At 69.1% G+C, this 24,551-nt stretch carries 18 protein-coding genes; 9 read left to right on the plus strand and 9 right to left on the minus strand.

Features of this window, described 5'->3' with window-relative positions:
• Positions 1–350 precede the first annotated feature (350 nt).
• Positions 351–1,553: a DUF3667 domain-containing protein gene (locus RHOOR87_RS0112995; protein WP_015448859.1), complete on the minus strand. Its 1,203-nt coding sequence runs from the start codon at positions 1,551–1,553 to the stop codon at positions 351–353.
• 106 nt (positions 1,554–1,659) lie between these two features.
• On the opposite strand from RHOOR87_RS0112995, the gene RHOOR87_RS0113000 reads away from it, so the two are divergent.
• Together RHOOR87_RS0113000 and sppA are read left to right on the plus strand one after the other, a co-directional pair.
• Complete coding sequence (locus tag RHOOR87_RS0113000) at positions 1,660–3,045, plus strand: MATE family efflux transporter (protein ID WP_015448858.1); 1,386 nt, start codon at positions 1,660–1,662, stop codon at positions 3,043–3,045.
• Between the two features lie 37 nt (positions 3,046–3,082).
• Entirely contained in the window at positions 3,083–4,963 is a 1,881-nt protein-coding gene (sppA, locus tag RHOOR87_RS0113005; RefSeq protein ID WP_015448857.1) for a signal peptide peptidase SppA, read from the plus strand.
• Between the two features lie 11 nt (positions 4,964–4,974).
• Here sppA and RHOOR87_RS0113010 read toward each other — a convergent pair whose 3' ends face one another.
• On the minus strand, positions 4,975–5,184 hold the full coding sequence (locus RHOOR87_RS0113010; RefSeq protein ID WP_007509799.1) for a hypothetical protein: 210 nt from the start codon (positions 5,182–5,184) through the stop codon (positions 4,975–4,977).
• An 88-nt stretch (positions 5,185–5,272) separates the two neighbouring features.
• Between RHOOR87_RS0113010 and RHOOR87_RS0113015 the strand changes: the two genes are divergently transcribed.
• Complete coding sequence (locus RHOOR87_RS0113015) at positions 5,273–6,055, plus strand: SDR family oxidoreductase (protein ID WP_007509797.1); 783 nt, start codon at positions 5,273–5,275, stop codon at positions 6,053–6,055.
• 9 nt (positions 6,056–6,064) lie between these two features.
• On the opposite strand, the gene RHOOR87_RS0113020 is transcribed toward RHOOR87_RS0113015, so the two are convergent.
• Positions 6,065–7,003: a DegV family protein gene (locus tag RHOOR87_RS0113020; protein WP_007509795.1), complete on the minus strand. Its 939-nt coding sequence runs from the start codon at positions 7,001–7,003 to the stop codon at positions 6,065–6,067.
• 246 nt (positions 7,004–7,249) lie between these two features.
• Here RHOOR87_RS0113020 and RHOOR87_RS0113025 point away from each other — a divergent pair, with 246 nt between their 5' ends.
• The 3 genes from RHOOR87_RS0113025 (at position 7,250) to RHOOR87_RS0113035 (ending at position 13,420) form a co-directional block, all read left to right on the plus strand.
• Entirely contained in the window at positions 7,250–8,041 is a 792-nt protein-coding gene (locus RHOOR87_RS0113025; RefSeq protein WP_007509793.1) for an AMP nucleosidase, read from the plus strand.
• A gap of 521 nt (positions 8,042–8,562) precedes the next feature.
• The gene (locus tag RHOOR87_RS0113030; RefSeq protein ID WP_007509791.1) at positions 8,563–11,505 is read left to right on the plus strand and encodes a TonB-dependent receptor plug domain-containing protein; all 2,943 of its coding nucleotides are present in this window, start codon (positions 8,563–8,565) and stop codon (positions 11,503–11,505) included.
• An 85-nt stretch (positions 11,506–11,590) separates the two neighbouring features.
• A complete protein-coding gene (locus tag RHOOR87_RS0113035) occupies positions 11,591–13,420 on the plus strand; it encodes a tetratricopeptide repeat-containing sulfotransferase family protein (RefSeq protein WP_027485252.1) in 1,830 nt (609 codons plus the stop codon).
• Between the two features lie 3 nt (positions 13,421–13,423).
• On the opposite strand, the gene RHOOR87_RS0113040 is transcribed toward RHOOR87_RS0113035, so the two are convergent.
• Complete coding sequence (locus RHOOR87_RS0113040; protein ID WP_231381795.1) at positions 13,424–14,959, minus strand: sulfotransferase; 1,536 nt, start codon at positions 14,957–14,959, stop codon at positions 13,424–13,426.
• A gap of 31 nt (positions 14,960–14,990) precedes the next feature.
• Positions 14,991–16,568 (minus strand): tetratricopeptide repeat-containing sulfotransferase family protein, encoded by a 1,578-nt coding sequence (locus RHOOR87_RS0113045; protein WP_027485253.1) that lies wholly within the window; start codon positions 16,566–16,568, stop codon positions 14,991–14,993.
• Between the two features lie 118 nt (positions 16,569–16,686).
• Here RHOOR87_RS0113045 and RHOOR87_RS0113050 point away from each other — a divergent pair, with 118 nt between their 5' ends.
• Positions 16,687–18,012, plus strand: a complete 1,326-nt coding sequence (locus tag RHOOR87_RS0113050) for an aspartyl/asparaginyl beta-hydroxylase domain-containing protein (RefSeq protein ID WP_027485254.1) — start codon at positions 16,687–16,689, stop codon at positions 18,010–18,012.
• A gap of 74 nt (positions 18,013–18,086) precedes the next feature.
• Here RHOOR87_RS0113050 and grxD read toward each other — a convergent pair whose 3' ends face one another.
• From grxD to RHOOR87_RS0113070, 4 genes are all read right to left on the minus strand, one after another.
• Positions 18,087–19,010, minus strand: a complete 924-nt coding sequence (gene grxD, locus RHOOR87_RS0113055; RefSeq protein ID WP_027485255.1) for a Grx4 family monothiol glutaredoxin — start codon at positions 19,008–19,010, stop codon at positions 18,087–18,089.
• A gap of 81 nt (positions 19,011–19,091) precedes the next feature.
• Complete coding sequence (locus RHOOR87_RS0113060; protein ID WP_007509779.1) at positions 19,092–19,949, minus strand: UDP-2,3-diacylglucosamine diphosphatase; 858 nt, start codon at positions 19,947–19,949, stop codon at positions 19,092–19,094.
• Between the two features lie 87 nt (positions 19,950–20,036).
• Positions 20,037–20,636 carry an SGNH/GDSL hydrolase family protein gene (locus RHOOR87_RS0113065; RefSeq protein WP_027485256.1) on the minus strand — a complete coding sequence of 200 codons (600 nt, stop codon included), beginning with the start codon at positions 20,634–20,636 and terminating at the stop codon, positions 20,037–20,039.
• 4 nt (positions 20,637–20,640) lie between these two features.
• A complete protein-coding gene (locus RHOOR87_RS0113070; protein ID WP_027485257.1) occupies positions 20,641–21,888 on the minus strand; it encodes an aminotransferase class I/II-fold pyridoxal phosphate-dependent enzyme in 1,248 nt (415 codons plus the stop codon).
• 166 nt (positions 21,889–22,054) lie between these two features.
• Here RHOOR87_RS0113070 and rsgA point away from each other — a divergent pair, with 166 nt between their 5' ends.
• Both rsgA and RHOOR87_RS0113080 read left to right on the plus strand, forming a co-directional pair.
• The gene (gene rsgA, locus RHOOR87_RS0113075) at positions 22,055–23,110 is read left to right on the plus strand and encodes a ribosome small subunit-dependent GTPase A (RefSeq protein WP_027485258.1); all 1,056 of its coding nucleotides are present in this window, start codon (positions 22,055–22,057) and stop codon (positions 23,108–23,110) included.
• A 143-nt stretch (positions 23,111–23,253) separates the two neighbouring features.
• Entirely contained in the window at positions 23,254–24,537 is a 1,284-nt protein-coding gene (locus RHOOR87_RS0113080; RefSeq protein ID WP_027485259.1) for a flavohemoglobin expression-modulating QEGLA motif protein, read from the plus strand.
• Positions 24,538–24,551: the final 14 nt, after the last annotated feature.

The raw sequence follows: 24,551 nt of genomic DNA on the forward strand, positions 1-24,551 counted from the left end.
TTTTGATGGCTGCGATGGCAGGTGGATCAGATCGGCCAAGTTGCGCGAACTTGCTGCCCGGTTATCGAGGAGTCATGGGTAAGTGACTATCCCCGGGGAGTTTTTGTGCTTATCCACAATAGCTGTGGATAAGTCTGTGGATGCAGCGGGGAAGGGGTGCTTCAAAGCGCACCGTGAAGCCTTTTCTGACACTCTGACGAGGTTTTGGTCACGTAAAAATGTCCTTGTCAGTCAATGGTCTGCAAATGCCGATCAGTCACGGTTCACACAATTGACGCACCGTCCCCGGCTGCCTTGACAGGCCCGTGACGCTGTGCAAAACCCGCTGCGCCAGGAGCCGCGAAACGGCCTCAGTGGGCCACACCAAGCACTAAAGCGACCAATAGGGCAAACATCAGCAGCCAGACGTAGCACCAGCCGACGAACCAGAATTTCAGCAAGGTCATCGGCCAGCCCTGGCGGTAGATCCGCTTCTGCATGATCAGCAGATAAGCGGGAATCCACAGGATCAGCGCGGCCTGCAGCCAGCCCAGCGCGTAGCCGGTCCACGCCGCATGCGGTCGCAGCCAGGTCGACAGCATGCCGACGAGAGTGATCAGCAACAGGCTGAGGAACATGAAAGCGTGGCTGTGCAGGGCCACGATCAGGTGCTCCATGTACAGCCGCCGGCGGAATACGTAGAACAGTTTCAGCAGGATGGCAAAGGCCGGGATCAGCACGAACATGGTCGGCGGCAGTGCGCCGAAGACGCCGTTGATCATGCGCTGCTTCGCTTCGGCGCTGGCCGCCGGATCGCCATGCTTGAAGGCGTGCCAGTTCTTTTGGAACTGGCGGCCCAGCGCGGTCAGGCGCGCGTTGGCCACGTCCGGCAGCCAGGCGATCCGGACCGATTTCGATTCATTCTCGAACGCCTTGCGTGCAGCGTCGCGCGGCTTGGTGTCGCTGCTGGCCTTCACCACCGTGGATGCTGGCGGCGAGGCAAGCGAGGCTACCGGCATGGGCGCCGCGCCGAGTGCGGCAAGGCGCCGATTGGCTGCCTGACGCAGTTCCTGCTCGCCGACGCGCGCCTGCTCCAGCACGTTCGGCGGCAGCACGCCGGTGTCCCGGGCGCGCTGCAGACCATCCAGTTCGTCCTGCAGCGCCTTGCGCACCTCGGCGGGGCTGGCCGCGGTCTCGATCGCCCGGCTGTCCACGCTCACCAGGGGATGGCCGTTCGCGGGGATCTTGTCGGCGACCTGGTCGATCGCCAGGTGGAATACGAAAAACGACAGCAGGCACAGCACGAACATCAGCCGGAACGGCGCGATGTAGCGCACCCGCCGGCCGGCGAAGTATTCCAGGGTGAGGAAGCCGGGCTTCAGCAGCAGCGGCGGCAGCGTGTGCACGATGCGGCCATCGATGTGCAGCACCGTCTCGACGGTTTCCTCGACCATGTGGTGCATCGGCTTTAGCACGCTGTGGATCGACTGGCCGCACTGGTGGCAGAACTCGCCTTGCATGGTCGCGCCGCAGTTGGCGCAGTGCAGGCCTTCGTAGCTGGTCAGCTGCTTCATCGCGGTTCCCGTCCGGTGCAGCGGGCGATCTTCGCACACGGCGGCGGCTCGGCGGGCGTGACGAATGGCTCAGGTAGAATGGCCGGCCCTGGAGTCCGCTGTGCCCATGAAATCTTTGCGTCCCGAACGCGCCCATCTGCTGCACGAGGTGCGCGCCACCGTGCGCCTCGCGCTGCCGCTGATCGCCGCGCAGCTGGCCGCGGTCGGCAGCAACGTGATCGACGCGGTGCTGGCCGGCCACGTCAGCGCGCACGTGCTCGGCGCGGTGGCGGTGGGCGCCAGCATCTGGTCGCTGGCGATCGTCTGCGGCATCGGCATGATGATGGCGGTGCCGCCGTCGGTGGCGCAGCTGGACGGCGCCGGGCGCCGCGGCGAGGTCGGCACGGTGTTCCAGCAGGCGCTGTGGCTGGCGCTGGGCATGGGCGCGCTGCTGTGGTTCGCGGTGCGCCACGCCGGGCCGCTGATCGAGCTGATCGGGGTGACCGCGAGCCTGCGCCACGACGTGCAGCGCTTCCTGCTGGCGATCAGCTGGGGGGCGCCGGCACTGACCTGCTACTTCGCGCTGCGCGGCCTGTCCGAAGGCCTGTCGCTGACCCGGCCGTCGATGTACTTCAGCCTCGGCGGGCTGGTCTTGCTGGTGCCGCTGGGCTACGTGCTGATGTTCGGCAAGCTGGGCATCCCGCCGCAGGGCGCGCACGGCTGCGGCGTGGCCACCGCGATCGTGCTGTGGCTGGAGCTGCTGGCGTTCGGCGTCTACGTGATCTTGCGGCGCAACTATCGCGGGCTGGGCCTGTTCGATCGTTTCCAGTGGCCGGACCTGCGCCGGATCGGCCAGCTGGTGCATATCGGCCTGCCGATGGCAGTGACCCTGCTGGCCGAGGCCGGGCTGTTCGTGGCCACCGCACTGATCATCGCCACGCTGGGCGAGGACGTGATCGCCAGCCACCAGGTGGCGATCAACATCGCCTCGCTGTTCTTCATGATCCCGCTCGGCCTGGCGATGGCGATCACCGTGCGCGTGGGCAACGCGGTGGGCCGCGGCGACGAGCGCGGCGTGCGCTACGCCGGCTTCTGCGGGATCGGCCTGACCCTGGTCACGCAAATCTTCTCGGCCGGCCTGATGCTGGGCCTGCCGCACTTCATCGCGTCGTTGTACACGCACGAGCCGAAGGTGATCGCGCTGGCCGCGCAGCTGATCATGCTGGCCGGGCTGTTCCAGTTTTCCGACGGCGTCCAGGTCGCCGCCAACGGGGCGTTGCGCGGCCTCAAGGACACCCGCGTGCCGATGGCGATTACCCTGTTCGCGTACTGGATCGTTGGCATGCCGACGGGCTGGTGGCTGGCCTTCCACCACGGCATGGGTGCGCGCGGCATGTGGATCGGCCTGATCGCCGGCCTGTCGGTGGCCGCCGCGATGCTGTTCACCCGCTTCTGGCGCAGCGCGTGGAAACAGCGCTGGCGCCGTCACCTGCCAATGACCGCGCCGGCCTGACCGGCTACGCTTGCCCCGACGATATCCGGATACCCACATGACGCTGCCACCGCCGCCACCGCCCCGCCGCCACGGTTTCTGGGCCTTCCTGCGCACGCTCGGGCGCGGCATCAACCTGCTGCGGCTGGTGATCATCAACCTGGTGTTCTTCGGCGTGCTGTTCGTGTTGCTGTTGCTGGTGACCGCCGGCGTGGCCGGCAGCCGGATGGAACGCGCGGTGCAGGACGACAGCGTGCTGGTGATCCGGCCGCAGGGGCAGCTGGTCGAGCAGTACAGCATCGATCCGCTGCAGCGCGCGCTGGCCGGCCTGTCCGGCGAGCAGCCGAAGCAGGTGCAGCTGCGCGACCTGGTCGGCGCGATCGACGCGGCGGCGACGGACCACCGGATCAGCCGCATCCTGCTGCTGCCGGACGAGCTGCAGGGCGGCGGCTTTGCCGCGCTGCGCGAGGTCGGCGCGGCGCTGGACCGCTTCCGCGCGGCGGGCAAGCCGGTGGTGGCGTGGGCGGTGAACCTGGACCAGGGCCAGTACTACCTGGCCGCGCATGCCGACCGCTTGCTGGTCGATCCGCAGGGTGGCGTGATGATCACCGGGCTGGCCAACTACCGGCTGTTCTACAAGGATCTGCTGGACAAGCTCGGCGTCGACGTGCACCTGTTCCGCGTCGGCGAGTTCAAGAGCGCGGCCGAGCCGTACATCCTCGATCACGCCTCGGCCGAGGCCAAGCAGGCCGACAGCTACTGGATGGGCGGCCTGTGGGACGGCTACCTCGTCGAGGTGGCGGCCATGCGCAAGCTGGACCCGGCGACGCTGCGCGACGACATCGACAACCTGCCGCAGCACATCGCCAGCACCCAGGGCAACCTGGCCCGGCTGGCACTGGACCAGCACCTGGTCGACGGCCTGGCCACCCGCGCCGAGCTGATCGCGATGATGCGCAAGGAAGGCATCCCGGCCGACCGCAAAGGCCACAGTTTCCGCCAGGTCGAGTTCGCCCGTTACGCGGCCGGCGTGCCGCATGCCGTCAATGCGTTCGCGCCCGGCGTGGCGATCGTGGTGGCCGAGGGCGAGATCGCCGGCGGCAAGCGCGCGGCCGGTTCGGTCGGCGGCGAATCCACCGCGGCGCTGATCCGCAGCGCACGCGAGGACCGCAAGACCAAGGCGCTGGTGCTGCGGGTGAACTCGCCCGGCGGCGAAGTGTATGCGGCCGAGCAGATCCGCCGCGAGATCGAGCTGACCCGCAGCGCGGGCATCCCGGTAGTGGTGTCGATGGGCGACGTGGCGGCCAGCGGCGGCTACTGGATCGCGATGAATGCGAACCGCATCTACGCCGAACCGAACACCATCACCGGCTCGATCGGCATCTTCGGCATGTACTACACGGTGCCGAACACGCTGGCCAAGCTCGGAGTTCAGAGCGACGGCGTCGGCACCGGGCCGATGGCCGGCGCGTTCGACATCAGCCGTCCGCTCGATCCGAAGGTCGGCACGGTGATCCAGGCGATCATCGACAAGGGTTATCGCGACTTCGTCGGCAACGTGGCGAAGGCGCGCGGCAAGAGCTACGAGGCGATCGACGCGATCGCGCAGGGCCGCGTGTGGACCGGCCAGCAGGCGCTCGAGCGCGGCCTGGTCGACCAGCTCGGCGGGCTGCAGGCTGCCGTCGCCGAGGCGGCCAGCGTGGCCAGACTGGGCAAGGGCTATCCGGTGCGTTACGTGGAGGCGCCGCTGGGCGGCTTCGAGCGTTTCCTGATCGGCCTCAACCAGGGCGCCGGCGTGCACCTGCTGCAGTCGTGGGGCGTGCGCCTGCCGGCCTGGTTCGCCCAGCTGCCCGCGCTGGCGCCGGAGCTGCAGCTGTTGCGCAACGCGAAGGCCGGCACGCCTAACATCTACGCGGACTGCCTGTGCAGCCCGCGCTGAGGCGGTAGCCCCTACTGCTCCTGCGCCTCGATCTGCTTGCGCTGTTCCTCGGCCTGCTTGTCGACCGTCTTCTGCACGTCCTTGGCGCGCTGCTCGTCCGCCTTCAGCGCGTCGAACGGCGTGGCGGTGTCGGCCGCCGCCGGCTTGGCCTGGGGTTCCGGCGGCTTGCTGGAACAGGCGCCGAGGGCAAGGACGCAGAGCAGGAGCGGCAGCGGCTTCATGGCGGTTCTCGCGCGTGGTCGATGCGCCGAGTGTCCCGCCGCGCCCGGCCGCTGGCAAGGCATTGCCCGGGCGCTTTAAGCTGTGGCCATGAACAGCCGCCTCGACGCCTGGCAACTGCACGGCCACACCGCCCTGGTCACCGGCGCCAGCAAGGGCATCGGCTACGCCACCGCGCGCGAGCTGGCCGGGCTTGGTGCCGACTTGCTGCTGGTGGCGCGCGACGAGGATTACCTCGAGCAGGTGCGGGTGGAGCTGGCCGACGAATTCGCCGACGTCGAGGTGCTGGCGTTCGGCGCGGACCTGGCCGAGGCGGAGGAACGCCTGGCGGTGTTCGACTGGATCGCCGACCTCGGCGCGCCGGTGTCGCTGCTGGTCAACAACGCCGGCGGCAACCAGCCCGGCGCCACGCTGGACTATCGCGAGGACGACTACCGCGCGATCTTCGAGCAGAACCTGTTCTCCGCCTTCGAGATGTGCCGGTTGGCGCACCCTCAGCTGGTGCAGCACGCGAATGCGGCGATCGTCAACGTGGGCTCGGTCTCCGGCATCACCCACGTGCGCACCGGTGCGCCCTACGGCATGAGCAAGGCGGCGCTGCACCAGCTCACCCGCAACCTGGCCGCCGAGTGGGCGGTGGACGGCATCCGCGTCAACGCGGTGGCGCCGTGGTACATCCGCACCCAGCGCACCGACCCGGCGCTGGCCGACGCCGACTATCTGGACGAGGTGCTCGAGCGCACGCCGCTGAAGCGCATCGGCGAGCCGGAGGAGGTGGCCGCCGCGATCGCCTTCCTGTGCCTGCCGGCGGCCAGCTACGTCACCGGCCAGGTGCTGGCGGTGGACGGCGGGTTCCTGAACTACGGCTTCTGAGCGGCGGCCTCAGAACTCCGCCTCGTGTTCCTCGGCGGCGAAGCCGACGGTCACCGCGCCTTCGCCCACGTTGACCATGCCGGTGATGCTCATCGGCGCCTCCATCAGCTCGACGCCGCATTCCGCACAGGCCTGGCGCAGCTCGATGTAGCCCGGCAAGTGGGGCAGCACCTCCAGGTCGCCGCCGTAGCTGACGCAGACCACCGGCACCATCAGGCCGGCGCGCACCCGCCGCGTCACGTAGCCGAACAGCGCCTCCGCGCCCTGGTCGAAACCGCGCACCTTGCCGACCGGGCTGGTCTCGCCGCGGAAGCAGCGCAGGATGGGCTTGATGTCCAGCGCGGTGCCGACCACCGCGCTGAGCAGGCTGACGCTGCGGTCGCCGCGCTTCTTGATGCGGTTGCGCAGGTGGATCAGGTCGCGCGGCAGCATGTAGCCGTAGCTGTGGCTGGCGATGTGCACCAGGCGTTCGCGGATCGTCGACGGCGACTCGTTGGCGGCGATCAGTCGGGCCGCTTCGTAAACGGCCGGGGCGGCGCCGGTGAAGACGTTGCCGGTGTCCACCACGCGCATCATGAACGGTCCGGGTACGCCGGCCTTCTCGCGCACCTGGCGGTAGTTCTTCAGGATCGCGAAGCTGGCCTTGTTGACGTGCTCGTTGATCGGGCTGCGGGTGGCGGTGATGGTCAGGCAGAACACGCAGTCCTGTTCCAGTACCAGCTTCTCGAGGAACAGCTTCTGCACCTCTTCCACCGGGCAAGGCTCGGTTTCCGCCGAGTGGCTGCGGCTGCCCAGGCGGCGATCGATGAAGCGCTGGATCTCGGCCGGCTTGCGGTCGTCCATGAAGACCTCGCTGTCCACCCGCACGGTGATCGGCATGATCGCGATACGGTGCTTCTGCAGAAACTCCTGCGACAGATCGCAGGATGCATCGATTGCCAGGCCCATCCTCATCACGTGACCCCCCGATCATCAATGGCAGGAGGAACATAGCATGCTGGCCGTGATCGGGCATTTGTCCGATGGTCGCACGGCGGCGGCCGCAAGCCGGGGGCGACGAGGCATCCGCACGGCGGCAAGCCGGCGCGTCGGCATGATCGCCGGGCGTGGACGAACAGGCCCTAAGATGGCGCCACTGATCTGGCATCCCGCCGGCGTGGCGTCGCCGGCAACGCGATTCGGGCAAGAGCTCTGATGAAAAGCAAACAGGAAATCGTCTCGAACTGGCTGCCGCGCTACACCGGCACGGCGCTGGAGCAATTCGGCGAACACATTCTGCTGACCAACTTCGGTCATTACGTGGAGCTGTTCGCGCAGTGGCACGGGGTGGACGTGCAGGGCCGCGACCGGCCGATGCCGAACGCCACCGCCGACGGCATCACCCTGATCAACTTCGGCATGGGCAGCCCCAACGCGGCCACCATGATGGATCTGCTCGGCGCGATCGCGCCGAAGGCCGCGCTGTTCCTGGGCAAGTGCGGCGGCGTGAAGAAGAAGAACCAGCTGGGCGACCTGGTGCTGCCGATCGCCGCGATCCGCGGCGAGGGCACCAGCAACGACTACCTGCCGCCGGAAGTGCCGGCGCTGCCGGCGTTCCAGCTGCAGCGCGCGGTTTCCACCATGATCCGCGACCTCGGCCACGACTACTGGACCGGCACCGTGTACACCACCAACCGGCGCGTGTGGGAACACGACGACACCTTCAAGGCCTACCTGCGGCGCACCCGCTGCATGGCGGTGGACATGGAAACCGCGACCATCTTCGCCGCCGGCTTCGCCAACCGGATTCCCTGCGGCGCCCTGCTGCTGGTGTCCGACCAGCCGATGATCCCGGAAGGCGTGAAGACCGAAGCGAGCGACCGCACCATCACCTCGCGATTCGTCGAGGCGCACATCAAGATCGGCATCGAGGCGCTCAAGCTGGTGCGCCGCAACGGGCGCAGCGTGAAGCACCTGCGCTTCGAGGCGGATGTCGAGACGGACTGAGCCTCGCGGATGCGGCAACGGGGCGCTCGGCCCGAACCCGGCATCACGCTGCGGGGTTGTTGTGCCATCAGGGACGGTTGCCGGGGGCTGCCGTGTCGGATTCTGCCGTCAGGGCAACCGACCAGCTTCGGACACCGCCCTCGGCGTCCCCTTGCCACGGACAGCCGCCGCTGGCGGTGGTGGGCGTCCGAGGGGTGGTTGCGTGCCGAAGTGCAAAAAGTTTCGTATTGAGAATGTTGACAATATGTAAACGCAAAGTAATAAAGTAGCCGTCGGAGGGCCGGCAGCGTGGGCGAATGATCGACCAAACCGCAGGACGCGCAGAACAGTCATTGGGCCACCCGGACAGGGTGTGCGTTTGATATGGGTTCACACAAGTGTTATCTGCCTGTTAGTATCGGCCCGGTTTGGGGTTCGTGAGTCTGAAGTCCACGGGTCTGACAACAGGCTGGATTGTGCTTCTGGGCAGAATTCAAGTCGGGTTCTGACCCATGACAATAATTAACTGGAGGGTGTCTTAAATGAAACTTGGGGTCACAAAACTTTCTTCGGCAGTCCGCCTCGCGCTTTCGCTGGGTGCTGTCATCGCGGTCGGTGCCTCGGGCACGGTCTTCGCCCAGGACACGGGCAGTCAGGACACGACCACCAAACCCAGCCAGGAGAAGGCGCAGACACTGCAGACGGTGGTGGTCACCGGCTCGCACATCCGCCGCGTGGACCTGGAAACGTCCAACCCGGTCGTGACCATCGATGCCGCGCAGATCAAGGCCACCGGCAAACTGACGCTGGGCGACATCGTGCAGCAGCTGCCGGCGGTGACCGGCGGCAACATCAACCCGCAGGTCAACAACAGCGGCGGCACCGGCGGCTCCTCGATCGGCCTGCGTGGCCTCGGCGCCCAGCGCACCCTGATCCTGATCGACGGCAAGCGCATCATCAACGGCGATCCGAACTCGATCCCGGCCGACATGATCGAGCGCATCGAAGTGCTGACCGATGGCGCCTCCTCGGTGTACGGCTCCGACGCGATCGGCGGCGTGGTCAACTTCATCCTGAAGAAGGACTACCAGGGCGCCCAGTTCACGGTGAACTACGGTCAGTCCGGCCATGCGGACGGTCGCTCGAAGGGTTACACCTTCACGTTCGGCCAGACGTCCGACAAGGGCAGCATCATGGGCGGCGTCGACTACAACAAGACCGAAGCCGTGCTGGCCAAGAACCGCGACTTCTCCAAGAACGCGGTGTCGATCTACGGCAGCAGCCAGACCCCGATCTACAGCTACGTCGGCGGTTCCAGCTTCCCGGCCTACGGCCGCGTCCAGTTGCCGAGCCAGTATCGGGGCACCGGCCCGGGGCAGTACAACTGCAAGAACGTGGCACTGAACCCGGGTGCCAGCGGCCAGAACATCGCCACCGACTACCACTGCTTCACCAACGCCGACAAGTACAACTACGCGACGGTCAACCTGATCCAGACCCCGCAGGAGCGCACCAGTCTGTGGCTGAAGGGTACCTACAACCTCGGTGACCACGTCCAGACCTACATGGACGCGTACCACAACAAGACCAGCTCCGGCTTCCAGCTGGCCCCGGCGCTGCTGGGCTCGATCTACGGTGCGGTGATCTCCAAGGATGCGTACTACAACCCGTTCGGCCAGGAGTATTCGGGGGCCGGTCTGGACTACCGCGCGCGCCTGGTCTCCGCCGGCAACCGCTCGGCCAACTTCGGCACCACCACCGACCAGATCCACACCGGTTTCAAGGGTGACTTCAACCTGCTGAACCACGACTGGAACTGGGACGTGGGCATGAGCTACGGCCACTTCTCGCAGCAGACCATCACCCGCGGCCTGCCCAACCAGGAGAAGATCAACGCGGACCTGGGTCCGTCGCACCTGGATCCTGCTACCGGCAAGGTGGTGTGCGATTCGGGCGCGGCCGGCTGCATGCCGTTCAACCCGTTCAACCTGTTCGACCCGAACTCGGTGGCGGCCCTGCAGGCCGCCGCGGTGCCGGCGATCAGCAACAACTTCGCGATCGAGCGCGTCTACTCGGCCGACGTCAACGGCGGCCTGTTCGACCTGCCGGCCGGCACCGTGCAGCTGGCCGCGGGCGCTTCCTACCGCAAGGAATACACCCGTTCGGAAATCGATCCGCTGCTGCTGATCGACCCGGCCACCGGCAACTGCACCCTGGGCAGCCAGTGCAGCTCGCCGCTGCGTGGCGGCTACAACGTGAAGGAGGCCTACGCCGAGGTATTCGTGCCGATCCTGTCGGACCTGCCGTTCGCGCAGATGCTGAACGTCACCATCGGTGACCGCTACTCGAAGTACAGCACCTTCGGCAGCACCAACAACACCAAGTTCGCGGTGGAATACCGCCCGATCACCGACCTGCTGCTGCGCGGCACGATGTCCGAGGTGTTCCGCGCGCCGACCATCGGCAACGTCTTCGGCGCGCCGATCAGCGACGCACCGAAGCTCAGCAGCGACCCCTGCGACGGCATCACCGCCGCCAATCCGGCCTGCGTGGGCGTGCCGACCAACGGCAGCTTCGTCAACCAGGACGTGGCGCTCGGCCAGCAGATCAAGGGCATTTCCTCCGGCTCGCAGTACGCCGGCTTCCCGCTCGGGCCGGAGAAGGGCAAGTCGTTCGACCTCGGCTTCGTCTACTCGCCGAGCTACGTGCCTGGGCTGTCGCTCAGTGCCGACGCGTGGCACCTGTACCTGAACGACACGATCTCCTCGATCGGCGCGCAGACCGTGCTCGACCTCTGCTACAACGGCGCCACCCAGTACTGCCCGCTGATCACCCGCTTCCCGGCCAGCAGTGCCAACCCCGGCCAGATCGCGCAGATCGTCGAGCCGACCGGCAACCTGGGCCGCACGGACGTGGCGGGTGTCGACTTCTCCGGTCGCTACAGCCTGCCGGAGTTCTCGTTCGGCAAGTTCGTGGTCGGCCTGGATGCGACCTACATGTCGCGTTATGACCAGCAGACCGCGCCGGGCACCAATGCCAACACGGTGTTCCACGACGCCGGCCACTTCATGCCGTTCGGCTCCAGCCAGGCGTCGACCTGCCCCAGCGGTGGCGGCGTGTGCCTGTTCCCGCGCTGGCGCGGCAACGGCTTCGTGAACTGGAACCTGGGCGACTGGAGTGCTTCCTGGCGCATGCGCTACATCGGCGCGTTCCGCAACGGCTCGAAGAGCCCGTCGCAGGACACGAACCCGGTGCAGGGCCTGCCGGGCGTGGTGCTCAAGTACGGTGCGACGATCTACAACGACGTGTCGCTCGGCTACAACTTCGAGCCGCTCAACACCCGTATCGACGTCGGCGTGAACAACCTGTTCGACAAGCAGCCGCCGTTCCTGTACGCCAACAACACGCTCAACGCCAACACCGATCCGAGCGACTTCGACCTGCAGGGCCGCTACTACTGGGCTCGCGTGACGGTGTCGTTCTGATTGACTGGACAGCACTGAGTAGCTGAAGCTGACGAGCCGCGCGGGCAACCCGCGCGGCTCTTTTTTTTGGAAAGTTGCCTCTCACGTGATCAACGACATTCTCAGCGCCCTGCAAGGCGGCCGGCCGGCCGAAGTGGAGCGCCTTTCCAGGGCCGCCCTGAGCGAGCGTCCGGACGACCCCGACCTCACCCTGTTCCTTGCGATCGGCCTGCAGCAGCAGGGCCGGCTGGCCGAGGCGCTGGAGGTTTATGCGGCGCTGGCGCAAAACCATCCCGACGACTCGCTGCACTGGGGCAATTACGCGACCGCGCTGCGTGAGGCGGGGCGCGTGCAGGAGGCCGAGCAGGCTTACCTGCGCTCGATCGCGCTGGCGCCGGACAACGGGGAGCAGCTGATCAACCTGGGCCTGTTGCAGCTCGAGCGGAAGGATTACCAGGCTGCCCGCGACACCTTGCTGCGCGCCCACGCGCTGGACCCGGCAGCGCCAGCCGTACGCATTCATGCCGCGCGCTCCTGTTCGGCCTGCCGCGACTCGCGCGCGGAGGAGCTGCTGCGTCCCTGGCGCGACTGGACCGCGCTGGACGATCCGCTGCAGCTGGAACTGGCCGACCTGCAACTGGTACTCGGCGAGGCGAACATCGCCCGCGTGCTACTGGAGGAACTGCTGGCGCGCACGCCCGGCCATCTGCCGGCGCGTCTGTTGCTGGCCGCGGTCTATGAGCGCGTCAACGACCTCGACGGCAGCGCGGCCCTGCTCGACCAGCTGGAGCGGGATCATCCGGCGCTGGATGCCGAGGCGCAGCTGGAGATCGTCCACCAGCGCTCGAAACTTGCGTTGCGACGCGGACAGACCGAACAGGCGCGGCGGCTGCTCGAGCAAGCCGGGCCGCGCACGCCCGACGACTACGCGCATTTCTTCTCCCTGGCCGAGGCCTGCGACAAGCTGCGCGATTACCCGGGCGCGATCGCGGCGCTGCACGAGGCGCACGCGCGCCAGATCGAGGAGCTGAAGCACAACGCGCCGCGTCGCTTCGATCCGGGCGCGCCGGTGCTTCCGGCCGCGGTGGAACGCATCGGCGCCGAGGAGTTCCGCCGCTGGCCGGTGCTGCAGGGACCCGACAGCGCGAACTCGCCCGTGTTCATCGTGGGCTTCCCGCGCTCGGGTACGACCCTGCTGGAGTTGATGCTCGATGCCCACCCGGCGCTGCAGTCGATGGACGAGCGGCCGTTCTTCACGATTCTTTCCGACCAGCTGGCCGACCACGGCATCGTGGTGCCGCAGGATCTGTACAAGCTCGACCAGCATGCGTGCGATGAATTGCGCAAGGGCTACGTGAGCCTGGTCTGCTCCAAGGTCCGGCGGCGCTGGAGCGCGCAGCTGGTCGACAAGAATCCGCTGAACATGCTGTGGCTGCCGCTGATCTATCGCCTGTTTCCCGAGGCGAAATTCATCCTCGCCTTGCGCCATCCGTGCGACGTGCTGGTCAGCAATTACATGCAGAACTTCCGTGCCGCCGTGCTGGCGGTGGCGTGCGCTTCGATGGAGAAACTGGCCACTGCCTACGTGACCGCGATGGAATGCTGGCTGCACGACGTGGCACTGTTCCAGCCGAACGTGTTCGTTTCCCGCTATGAGGACCTGGTGGCCGACCCGGTTGCGCAGACGCGGCGCATCGCCGATTTCCTCGGCCTGGAGGACGCCGCGCCGCTGCTGCATTTCGATCGCCACGCGCGCGACAAGGGCTTCATCGCCACGCCGAGCTATGCGCAGGTTACCCAGCCGGTGAACCGCAAGGGGCTCGATCGCTGGAAACGCTACCGCGAGGCGCTGGCCCCGGCGTTGCCGATCCTCGATCCGATGCTGCGGCACTGGGGCTATTCGGTCGCAGATGCCGACGAAGCCGGCGCCGGCTGATCCTCAGTCGCCTGCCATCCGTGCAAGCTCCGGCAGCAGCGTGGCGTAGGCGCGCCAGCGCTGCACCGAGCGGGTGTGCACGGGTTGCCGGGCCTGCCACAGGCTGGCCGTGCTGATGGCGCGTTCCCGGTCGGGTGCCGCGGGCGCGATGGCAGCGGGCAGTCCAAGCCAGTCGGCCAATGCGCCGATGCAGCCATCCGGATCGTCGACCAGTTCCTCGTAGCGCACTTCGCGCACGGCGGCCGGGTAGCGCCGCTGCCAGTGCGCCATCAGCCGCCGCGAGCCATGGATGACCGCCGCGATGTCGGCGAAATCGCTGGCGAAGTCCTGCGTGCCGGGATGGAACGACTGCATCCACAGCGAGAGCGCGGTGTCCCGGGCGTTGCGGCGGCAGTGGATGATCCGCGCCTGCGGAAACAGCGCGAGGATCAGGTCCACGTGCATGTCGTTGTGCGGCTGCTTGTCGATGTACCAGCGGGCGGGGGCATCGTCCTGCACCAACTGGGCGGCGTAGGCCGCGGCGGCCAGCGGCATCTGCGCGGCGCGCTCGCGCTCCGAGGCGATGGCGTCCAGGCGCGCCGCCAGGGTCGGCAGCCAGGGCAGCTCCCCGCGATGTCGTACCGCCGGGTGGCAGGCGAGCCGTTCGGCCAGCAGCGTGCTGCCGGATCGTGGCATGCCCACGATGAAGACAGGCGTCCAGGCGCGATCTTCGCCGGACTGGACGGGTGGCGTTGGCCGCGCCAGCCGCATTTCCACGCTGCGCCGCCATGACTTGCGATTCCATGGGTGATGCTGGCGCACGATGCGGTTGGCCTCGGCCCAGGCGGCAACGGCACGGGCATGCTCGTCGAGGTCGTCGCAGGCCTTGCCCAACGCGAACAGCAGGCCGCTGCGCGCGTGCGGGCTCAGGTCGCCGCGGGCCAGGCCGCGTTCGAACAGCGCGAGGTCCGGGTGTTGCCGATCGCGGTACCGCTGCAGCCCGGCCAGGCCGAGCGGGACGTGCCATTCCAGCGCCAGCGGGCTGTCGGCCAGCGCCGCCTGCTGATGCCGGCGGGCTTCGTCGAAACGTCCCAGTTGCGAGGCCAGCGCGCCGGCGTGCGCGCGCAGGCGGGGATCGTCGAGGCCGTGGGCGAACGCGTCCGTGCACAGCCGCAGCGCTTCCGCCTGGCGGCCGCAGTCGTCGAGCAGTTCCACCGCGGTGATCCGCTGCTCCATGCCGGTCGCGCCGGCCGTGCAGGCACCGGTCAGGACCTCGCCGGCGGCGACCATCCGGCCCTGCTCGCGCAGCAGGCGCGTCAGCATGAAAGCGGCGGGCAAGCGGCCCGGCGTACGCTGCAGGATGCCCCGCAGACGCCGCTCGGCGTCGGGTCGATCGCCACGCTGCATCGCCAGGCCGGCGAGCGCCAGCGCCAGCTCGTCGGATGCGGGATGCGCAGCGATGGCCGCTTCCAGCGTGCCCGCCGCGGCGGCCACATCGCCGCGCAGGACCTGCGCCTGCGCGGCTTGCAGCGCCAGCTGTTCATCCGGAAGTGCAGGCATGGTCGGCGTCATCTTGCGTCCGCGCGTGCGTTCAGTCTTGCCAGGGCGGCAGCCCGAGCGCCGTGCGCAACGGATCGAGCAGGGCGCCGTAGCGCGTGCTGTGTGCGGTGTCGCTGCGCAGTGGCTGGCGCACCTGGCTTGCGCTGGGCGAACGCACCTCGCGCGTGTTCTCGTGGAAACGCAGGCAGGTGGGGTCGAACGGCAGGTTGCAGAAGGCCAGCAGGGCGCGAATGCGGGCTTCCGGCTCGGCCAGCAGCGCTTCATGGTCGTGCACCATCATCGCCTGGGGATGGCGCTGGACGAGCCGTTGCAGGCTGCGGTCGCAGTCGCGCCAGAAGCTGGCCAGGTCGCCGAAATCGCGGCTGTATTCGTTGTTGTCCAGGCGCTGGCGGTAGCAGGAAAAACACGTCTCCAGCGCGTCGCGACGGCAGCCGATGATGCGCGCCCCCGGCAGCATGGCGCGGATGGCGTCGGCGTAGATCCAGTTGCTCGGCAGCTTGTCGGTGAAGCGCGGACGCTGCTTGCGCCAGTGGGCCGTGCGTTCGAGGTAGCGGTGGCCAAGTCGCGACCAGTCGGCAGGCTGCATCTGCGGCACCCAGCGCGGGAATGGCTGCCCGCGCCGGCGCGACTCCTCGGCCAGTACCTGCGGCAGGTCCGGCAGCTCGCCGGTGCCTTCCACCTGCGGATGCGAGGCGAGGATCTGCTCGGTGAGCGTGGAGCCGGATCGCGGCAGGCCGACGATGAAGATCACCTCGTGGCCCAGGCCGGGCTCGTCCGCGCCGGCAGGCGGCGGATCGAAGGCCGCCGCCAGGGCGTCGATCGCGGCCGAGTAGCCGGCGGCGTTCCACTGCTGGCGCCGCCGCGCGATGGCGTTCGCCGCGGCGATCGCCTGCAGCGATTCGGCGTATCGACCCTGGTCGTCCAGCGCGCGCGCCAGCGCGAAGCCGATCGCGATACGATCGTCCTCGGAGGCGCGCGGTTCCCGCAGTGCAGCTCGCATGGCGGCAATGTCGGCCTGGTCCATGCGCATGGTCTTGAGGTCGGCCAGCCCCCACCATGCCATGCCGGCCCACGGCCGTTCGGCCAGCACGCGGCGGTATTCGATGGCGGCCTCGGATGGTTGCCCGCGCATGCGCAGCAGGTCCGCCCGCAAGGCGCGCGCGTCGGTGGCGCCCGCATCGAGATCCACGGCGCGGCGCAAGGCGGCCTCGGCTTCATCGTTGCGTACGCTGCGGGTCAGCATGACGCCGAGGTTGTACCAGGCCAGTGCCATGTCCGGCTGCCGGCGGCAGGCGGTCTGCAGGGCATCGATGGCGTCGTCGTATTCGCCAGCCTGGCCGAGCAGGGTGGCCAGCGTGTTCAGATAGGTCGCGTCGTCCGGGTGCTGGGCGAGCGCCGCCCGCATCAGGGCGATGGCTTCCTGATGGTGCCCGCGCATGCCCAGGATGCCAGCATGCAGGCGCTGCACCTCGGGGTGGTCGGGCTGGCTGGCGAGCAAGGGGCCGATGTGTGCGATCGCGGCATCGAGACGACCTTCGTCGAGCGCTCGCGCGACGGCGGACACGGCCCGCGTCAGGTCAGGGGTGAGGCCGTGCAATCGTGCCGACATCCGGGCTCCGTGAGGCATGGTGGGTGCGGCGGCGCCGCGAACGGCTATTATGCCTGTTCGACCACGGTCCGCTTGGTGCGGGCGGCAGTGGCATGGCACAACCCGCGGAGCACCATCGATGAGCGTTTCCCCTACGCCCGACCCCGTGTCGTCATTGCGGGAGACCGTTCGCGCGCAGTTGCAGGGCGGACAGATGGCGGCGGCGGAATCCTCTTATCGGCAATTGCTCGAGCACGAGCCCGATGACGTCGACGCGCTGGTCTTCCTGGCCGACCGCGAGCTGGCCCGGCGCAACGCGCCGCAGGCGATACTGCTGCTGAGCCGGGCCGAGCGGGCGCATCCCGATCATCCCGGCGTGGCTCACCAACTGGGCAGCGTGCATCTTGCCAGCGGCGACTTCGAGGCCGCCGCCAGCTACCTTCAGCGGGCGCTGGCGGCGGCGCCGAGCATGTTCCTGGCGCGGTTGCGACTGGGCATCGCGCTGGAGCAGCTGGGGCGGGCGGAGCAGGCGCTGACCGCCTACTTCATGGCCGTGCGCAGTGCGCAGGAGCAGGGCCGCTGGCTCAGCGACGCCACCACCGCGCCGGGCCTGCGCGAGCTGGTGAAGTATGCGATGAACTATGCCAACGCCGGGCGCCAGCGGCTGTTCGACGCGGCACTGGAGCCGCTGCGCGAGCGCTACGGTCGCTCCGAGCTGCGCCGGGTGGATCGCGCGCTGGCGATCCATCTCGGGCTGGAGCCGATGCCGTCGATCGATCCGCGCCAGCGTCCGTTGTTCCTCTATTTTCCCGACATACCCAGCCAGCCGTTCTACCCGCGCGAGCGCTTTCCCTGGCATGAGACGCTGGAGGCGGCTGCCGCGGCGGTGCGCGAAGAGCTGCTGGCCGTGCTGGCCGGCGAGCAGGTGCTGGAATCCTTCCTCGGCGTGGACGACCCCACGCAGGCGCAGTCGATGCTGCGCGGGTCGGATGGCCACGCCGCCGCATGGGATGCCTACTTCTTCCATCGCCACGGCGACCGCTACGAGGACCATTGCGCCGCCTGCCCGCGCACCAGCGCCGTGCTGGATGCGGTGCCGCTGGTGCGCATCCGCGACCATGCGCCGGAAGCGCTGTTTTCGGTGCTGCGCCCGGGCACGCATATCCTGCCGCACCGCGGCGTGACCAACACCCGCCTGGTCACCCACCTGCCGCTGATCGTGCCGTCCGACTGTGCGCTGCGTGTGGGCGGGCAGATCCATTCCTGGCGCGAGGGGAGCTGCGTCACGTTCGACGACACCTTCGAGCACGAGGCCTGGAACCGCAGCCAGTTCACCCGCGTGGTGCTGATCCTGGACAGCTGGAACCCCGACCTGAGCGAGGCGGAGCAGGCCGCGGTCACCGACCTGGTCGAAGCCATCGGCGACTTCAACGCGTCGTGCGCGATGACCGCCGACCCTGCCTGATCGGCGCCGCATCCGCTCCACGAAAACGGCGCCCCAAGGCGCCGTTTTCCTGTGTCAGCCGGGTGCGATGGCGCTCAGTAGCGCGGCACGCCCGGGTCGATCTCGCCGGCCCACGCGTCCATGCCGCCTTCCACGTTGTGCAGGTTGCTGAAACCGTGCGCGGCGAAGCGTTCGGCCATGTCGCGGCTGGACATGCCGTGATGGCAGATGAAGGCCAGCGCGGTGTCCTTCGGCAGGCCAGCCAAGCTCTCGTAGCCTTCCTCTTCCAGCACCCGGGCCTGCGCCAGCGGGGCGGCCATGGCGCGGCCGGCGGCGGGGCGCACGTCGATCAGGGTGATGTCGTTGGCGGCCAGCCGCTGCTGGAGCTGCTGCACGCTGAGCGGCTTGATCTCGACGGCGCCGGGGAACTTCAGGCTGAGGCCTTCGCCCTGCACGGTGGAGACCCAGTCGATCACGATGCCCTTGGCGCGCTGGGCGCTGGCCGGGTCGAAGTGGATTTGCAGCCCATTCGCCGTGGCCACGATGTCGTGCTCGCCGGCCGCTGCCAGCTGGAAGCCGGCGCTGTGGTCGGGGCCGATCTCCAGATGCAGCGCCATGCCCTGCGCGTTCGCGGTGCCCTGGCGGATCGCTTCGGCGGCGGCATCGGTGATGGTGATGTCCGGCGGGGTGCGGTCCGGCGCGGTGATGCCGAACAGCTGGTGCAGCTCGCCGCTGCCGTACATCTGGCGGATGATGTCGGCGCCGCCGACCAGCTCGCCTTCCACGTACAGCTGCGGGATGGTTGGCCACTCGCCGTAGGCCTTGATGCCTTCGCGGATCTCCGGGTCGTCCAGCACGTTGACCGTGTGGTACTCGGGCAGCAGCTCGTTCAGCGTGTTGGTGGCCGCGGCGGAGAAACCGCACATCGGCTGGCTGCGGTTGCCCTTCATGAACAGCACCACGCGGTGGTCTTTGAGCAGGGTTTCGATACGTTCGCGGGTGGCGCTGTCGAGGGACATGGGAATAACTCCGGCAGGGAAGGCGACTATGATACGCTGCCCCGACAGGCGGAGTTCCCGCCGGCCTTCAAGGCGGTCCGTTCAAGCGGCCCGGTGCAGTTCGCCCAAGTCGTGCCGGCGGGCGGCCAGCGGCGCCAGCGCCAGCACGGCGGCGGGTGAGGGCCAGACCAGTTCGCGGCTGGCCCGGCCCAGCGCGGTGGCCTGCTCGCTCCAGTGGATCAGCTCCATCGCGCCGGTATGGTCCTCGACCAGCGCGGTGCAGTGCTCGACCCAGTCGCCGTCGTTGAGATAGAGCACGCCGCCCAGCTCGCGCACGTGGCCGAAGTGGATGTGCCCGCAGATGTGGCCGTCGAAACCGCGCTCGCGCGCATCGGCGGCGACGCGCTGCTCGTAGGCGCGGATATACGCCAGCGCCCTGCCCACGTGCGATTTGACGATGATCGACAGCGGCAGGTACGGCAGCTGCAGCCGCCGCCGCAGCGCATGCAGCAGGCGATTGCTCCAGCAGATCAGCCGGTGCATCGCCTCGCCGAACTGCAGCATCCAGCGGCGGCCGATCCGCTCGGGGTCGAACTCGTCGCCGTGGCTGACCCGGTAGCGGCGGCCGTCGGCACCGACGTGCACGGCGTCCAGCTCGATCCGCACGCCTGCGAAGTGCTGTCCGTGCAGGCCGCGCATGGGCGCGTCGTGGTTGCCGGGGATGTAGACCACCTCGACCCCGCGACGCGCCAGCACCAATACCTCGGCGATCACCGCGCTGTGTTCGGCATGCCACCAGTGGCGCCGGGACAGCGCCTCCAGGTCGATGATGTCGCCGACCAGGTAGAGCTTCTCGCAACGCAGCCGGCGCAGGAAGTCGAGCAGGTAGGCGGCCTTGCAGTCCGGCGTGCCCAGGTGCACATCGGAGATGAAGGCGCTGCGGCAATGGAAGCTGGTCATGGCACGGTCCCCGGTGGTGGCCCGGGGCGCCAGTGTGCGATCGCCACGTCACCGTGCGATGGCTAAAAGGTTGCAGCGCCGTTGCGACTAGGAACGAAGTGCCGCGCGCGCCGCCGGCTCGATCGCCGCCGCCCACAGCGCGTACTGCGCGGCGGAAGGGTGCAGGCCGTCGTCGGCGAGCAGTTCGGGGTGCCGGCGCGAGATGGCGGTGACGTCGACGAACCGCACCCCGGCGCGCCGGCAGGTGTCGCCGGCGATCGCGTTGTAGGCGTCCAGTTCCTCGGCAATGCGCGCGCGGTCGCGGCCCTGCTCGGCGGCGAAGCGGGTGACGCCCCAGTCGGGGATCGACGCCACCACCACGCGTGCGGCGCGCCCGCCGGCCAGCGCGATCGCGCGTGCCAGCAGGCCGGCGAACTCGCCGCGGTAATCCTCGGCCGGGCGCCCGCGGTACTGGTTGTTCACGCCGATCTGCAGCGTCACCAGGTCGTAGGGCGGCAGCAGTGCCGCGGCGTCCATGCCCTGCGCCAGTTCGTCGGTGCTCCAGCCGGTGACGGCGACGAGCTGCGGCGCGTCGAGCGATATGCCGGCCTGGCGCAGGCGCTGCGCCAGCACGGCCGGCCAGCGCTCGTGCGCGGCCACCGCCTCGCCGATGGTGTAGGAGTCGCCGAGGGCGAGCCAGGTCGGCATGCGATCAGGCCATCGCGACGGCGGGGCTGGGCGACTGCTCGTGCGCCATCCGCGAGAGCACCCGCTCGATGCGCACGAACACCTCGCGCAACTGCGCCGGCGGCGGCAGCAGGGTCAGCCGGAAGTGGCGGCTGCCCGGCACGTTGAAGCTGCTGCCGGGCACCACCAGCACCGATTCCTCCTCCAGCAGGCGCAGCGCGAAGGCCTCGTCGTCGAAGCTGGCGAGGCGGTCGGCGCGCACCTGCGGGAACGCGTACAGCGCACCGTCCGGGGCCACCAGTTCCAGGTAGTCGCTGGCGGCGACGCCTTCCAGCACGATCCGGCGAGCCTCGTGCAGGCGCCCGCCGGGCGTGGTCAGCGCGCCGATCGTCGGCGCGTCCTGCAGCGCCGGCAGCACCGCCCATTGCGCGGTGACGTTCGCGCACAGGCGCAGCGCGGCCAGCAACTGCAGCGCATCGCGATAGGACCCGCTGCCCGCGGAGTCGCCGGACAGGCTCATCCAGCCGACCCGGTAGCCGCAGGCGCGATGCACCTTGGACAGGCCGCCGAAGCTGAGGCAGGGCACCTCGCCGGCCACCGCAGCCAGCGGCTGGAATACGGCGTCGTCGTACAGGATCTCGTCGTAGATCTCGTCGGACAGCAGCAGCAGGCGGTGCCGCGCCGCGATCGTCACCAGCCGTTGCAGCAGCGCGCGCGGATAGACCGCGCCGGTCGGGTTGTTCGGATTGATCAGCACCAGCGCGCGGGTGCGTGGGGTGATCAGCGCCTCGATCTCGTCCGGATCGGGCAGGTGGCCGTCGCGGGCGAGACAGCGGTAGTAGCGCGGCTGACCGCCGTTGAGGATGGTGGCGGCGCTCCACAGCGGGTAATCGGGGCTGGGCAGCAACACCTCGTCGCCGTCCTGCAGCAGCGCGCGCAGGGAGAGGTCGATCAGTTCGCTGACGCCGTTGCCGATGAAGATGCGCTCGGGCTCGACGCCCTGGGCGCCGCGTGCACGCTGCTGCGCGGCGATCGCCTCGCGGGCCGGCTCCAGGCCTTGTTCGTGGCCGTAGGCCTCGCTGTCGTGCAGGTGGCCGGCGATGGCCTCGCGCAGATGCGCGGGCGTGGCGAAGCCATAGCGGCCGGGGTTGCCGATGTTGAGCTTGATGATGTCGAGACCGGCAGCCTCCAGCTCGCGTGCGCGCCGGGTCAGCGCGCCACGGATTTCGTAGCGCACGTCCGCCAGGTGCGCGCTGGGTGTGATCGGGGCCAACGCTGGTGTCCTTTGCATGAGGATGGGAAGTCGATGTCGACAGGCGGCTTGATGCTAGCAGCGTGGTGCAGTGCAGCGCGAGCGCCGTTTGGGCCGGTTCCCGGTTCATCGTCGGGCAATCTTCAGGCAAGGCATAATCGGCGGACCGTGCCGACCGACCCTCCCGATGAGCGAACCCGAACCGATCGAACGCCTGCGCCGGATCGGCTGGCGCGGCGATGCGCTGCCCGGCGCCGGCCTGCGACTGGCGCGGGTGGTGGCCCAGCATCGCGCCGGCTACGAGCTGCATGACGGCGAGACCCTGTTCAGTGCGCAGCCGGACGGGCACTTCCTCAAGCGTGGTCTCGACCCGGCGGCGCGGCCGGTGGTCGGCGATTTCGTCGAGCTTGCGCCCGGTCGGCCGCCGCACATCGTCAAGGTGCTGGCGCGGCGCACCGTGCTGTCGCGCGCGGCGGCCGGCGAACGCTACGAACGGCAGCTGATCGCCACCAACATCGACTACGTGCTGGTGCTGACCGGACTGGACGGCGACTTCAACCCGGCGCGGATCGAGCGCTACCTGTCGCTGACCGAGGGCTCCGGCGCGCAGCCGGTGGTGCTGCTGAGCAAGCTGGACCTGCGCGAGGACGCCGCGGCACAGATCGAGGCCTTGCGCGCGCGGCTGCCCGCAGACACCCCGATCCATGCGCTGAACAGCAAGGACCCGGCCAGCGTGGCGCAACTGGCCGCGTACCTGCAGCCGGGCGACAGCGCGGTGCTGGTGGGTTCCTCCGGCGCCGGCAAGTCAACCCTCACCAACACCCTGCTCGGCACGGCGCGCATGGCCACCGCCGAGGTGCGCAGCCACGACAGCCGCGGCCGCCACACCACCACCCACCGCGCCCTGCTGCAGCTGCCCTCGGGCGGCTGCCTGATCGACACGCCCGGGATGCGCGAGCTGAAGCTGACCGGCGAGGAAAACCTCGACCTGTTCGCCGACATCGAGGCGCTGGCCGGGCAGTGCCGCTTTGCCGACTGCGGCCACGGCAGCGAGCCGGGCTGCGCAGTGCAGGCCGCGCTGGCCAGCGGCGAGCTGACGCCCGGGCGCTGGCGCAATTTCCTCAAGCTGCACGACGAGCGCGAGGAGCAGGCGGCGACGCTGGAGGCGCGCCTGCGTCGCCAGCGCGGCGGCCGGCCGATCGAACGCCCGCACGGCCATCGCGGGCAGCGCGAGCGGGAGTAAGAGCGGCGCTCCCGCGTGCGGACGCCGCGCGCCAAAGCATCTAGTATCGCGGCATCGTTGCAGCGGAGGGCAGGCATGCGCCGGTTGTCGTCGTCAGGTTCCGGGCCGCGCGGTCGTTCCGGCGCGTCGCGTGGAGCCGCGCGATGAGCGCGGCGGACGGCACCGTCGCGCCCGAGCTGCGGCGTTACGCCGCGCTCGACCAGCGCCTGCTGGCGGCGGTGCGCGGCATCCGCATCCTGCCCACGGTGGCGTGGCCGGCCTCGCTGGAGGACCGCATGATCGCGGACTACGCCAGCGGCCGCTTCGCCCTGCCGCAGGTGAGCTACGCGCGGCCGGACCTGTCCGCGGCGCGCGCCGAGCTGGCGGCGATCGAGTTGGCCGCGGCCGAGGGCGCGCAGGTCGACCCGCTGGGCGATTACCTGCGCCGCACTGCCGAATCCTGGCGGATTGCCGCCGAGATGCTGGAGTCGGTCGGCACGGCCGGCGTCACTGCGCCGTCGATCGCGCTGTATGGACGGCCGGACGACATCATCCCCGGCAGCCAGCGCAGCAACCTGGACGCGGCGCGCTACTTCGTCGAGCTGTCCGACGAGCTGGGCGCGGACCTGCTGGCCGACGACAGTTGCGTGAACGTGCCGGCCGACGCGCTGCGCGGCGACCTGGCCGCCACCCTGGACGAATTCTTCGGCGCCGGCACGATCAACGTCGAGGTCGATCCCGAGCTGACCGCCAAGGCGGCCGCCGGCGCTACCCGCATCCGCCTGCGCGGCGGCGCCAGCTTCAGCGAATACGACCGCCACCAGCTGCTGGCGCACGAGGCGTTCGTGCACTCGCTGACCGCGCTGAACGGCCGCCGGCAACCGCTGCTGGCCTCGCTGGCGCGAACCTCGCCGCGGGTCACCGCGACCCAGGAAGGGCTGGCCGTGTTCGCCGAGCTGATGTCCGGCGCGATCGACATCACCCGGCTCAAGCGCATCAGCCTGCGCATCCTGGCGATCGACATGGCGCTGGGCGGCGCCGACTTCGTCGAGGTCTACAAGTATTTCAGCGCCTGCGGCCAGAACGCGGCGGACAGCTTCCATTCGGCCCAGCGCGTGTTCCGCGGCGTGCCGCTGGGTGGCGGCGCGGCGTTCGCCAAGGACAACGTCTACCTGTCCGGCCTGCTCACCGTGCACACGTTCTTCCGCCTGGCGTTGAAACAGCGGCGGATGGACCTGCTGCGCCACCTGTTCGCCGGCAAGCTGACCCTGCACGACGTGATTGCGCTGCAGCCGCACTTCGAATCCGGCGCGATCCTGCCGCCGCGCTGGCTGCCGCCGTGGATGCAGCACGTGCACGGGCTGGCCGGCAAGCTGGCGTTCTCGGTCTTCATCAACGGCATCCAGCTGAACCGGGTGCAGGGCAACGAGCTGCTGGCGAGCGTCTAGGGCCGCCGTTCCGG

The organism is Rhodanobacter sp. OR87 (assembly GCF_000473345.1).
Taxonomy (GTDB): Bacteria; Pseudomonadota; Gammaproteobacteria; order Xanthomonadales; family Rhodanobacteraceae; genus Rhodanobacter; species Rhodanobacter denitrificans.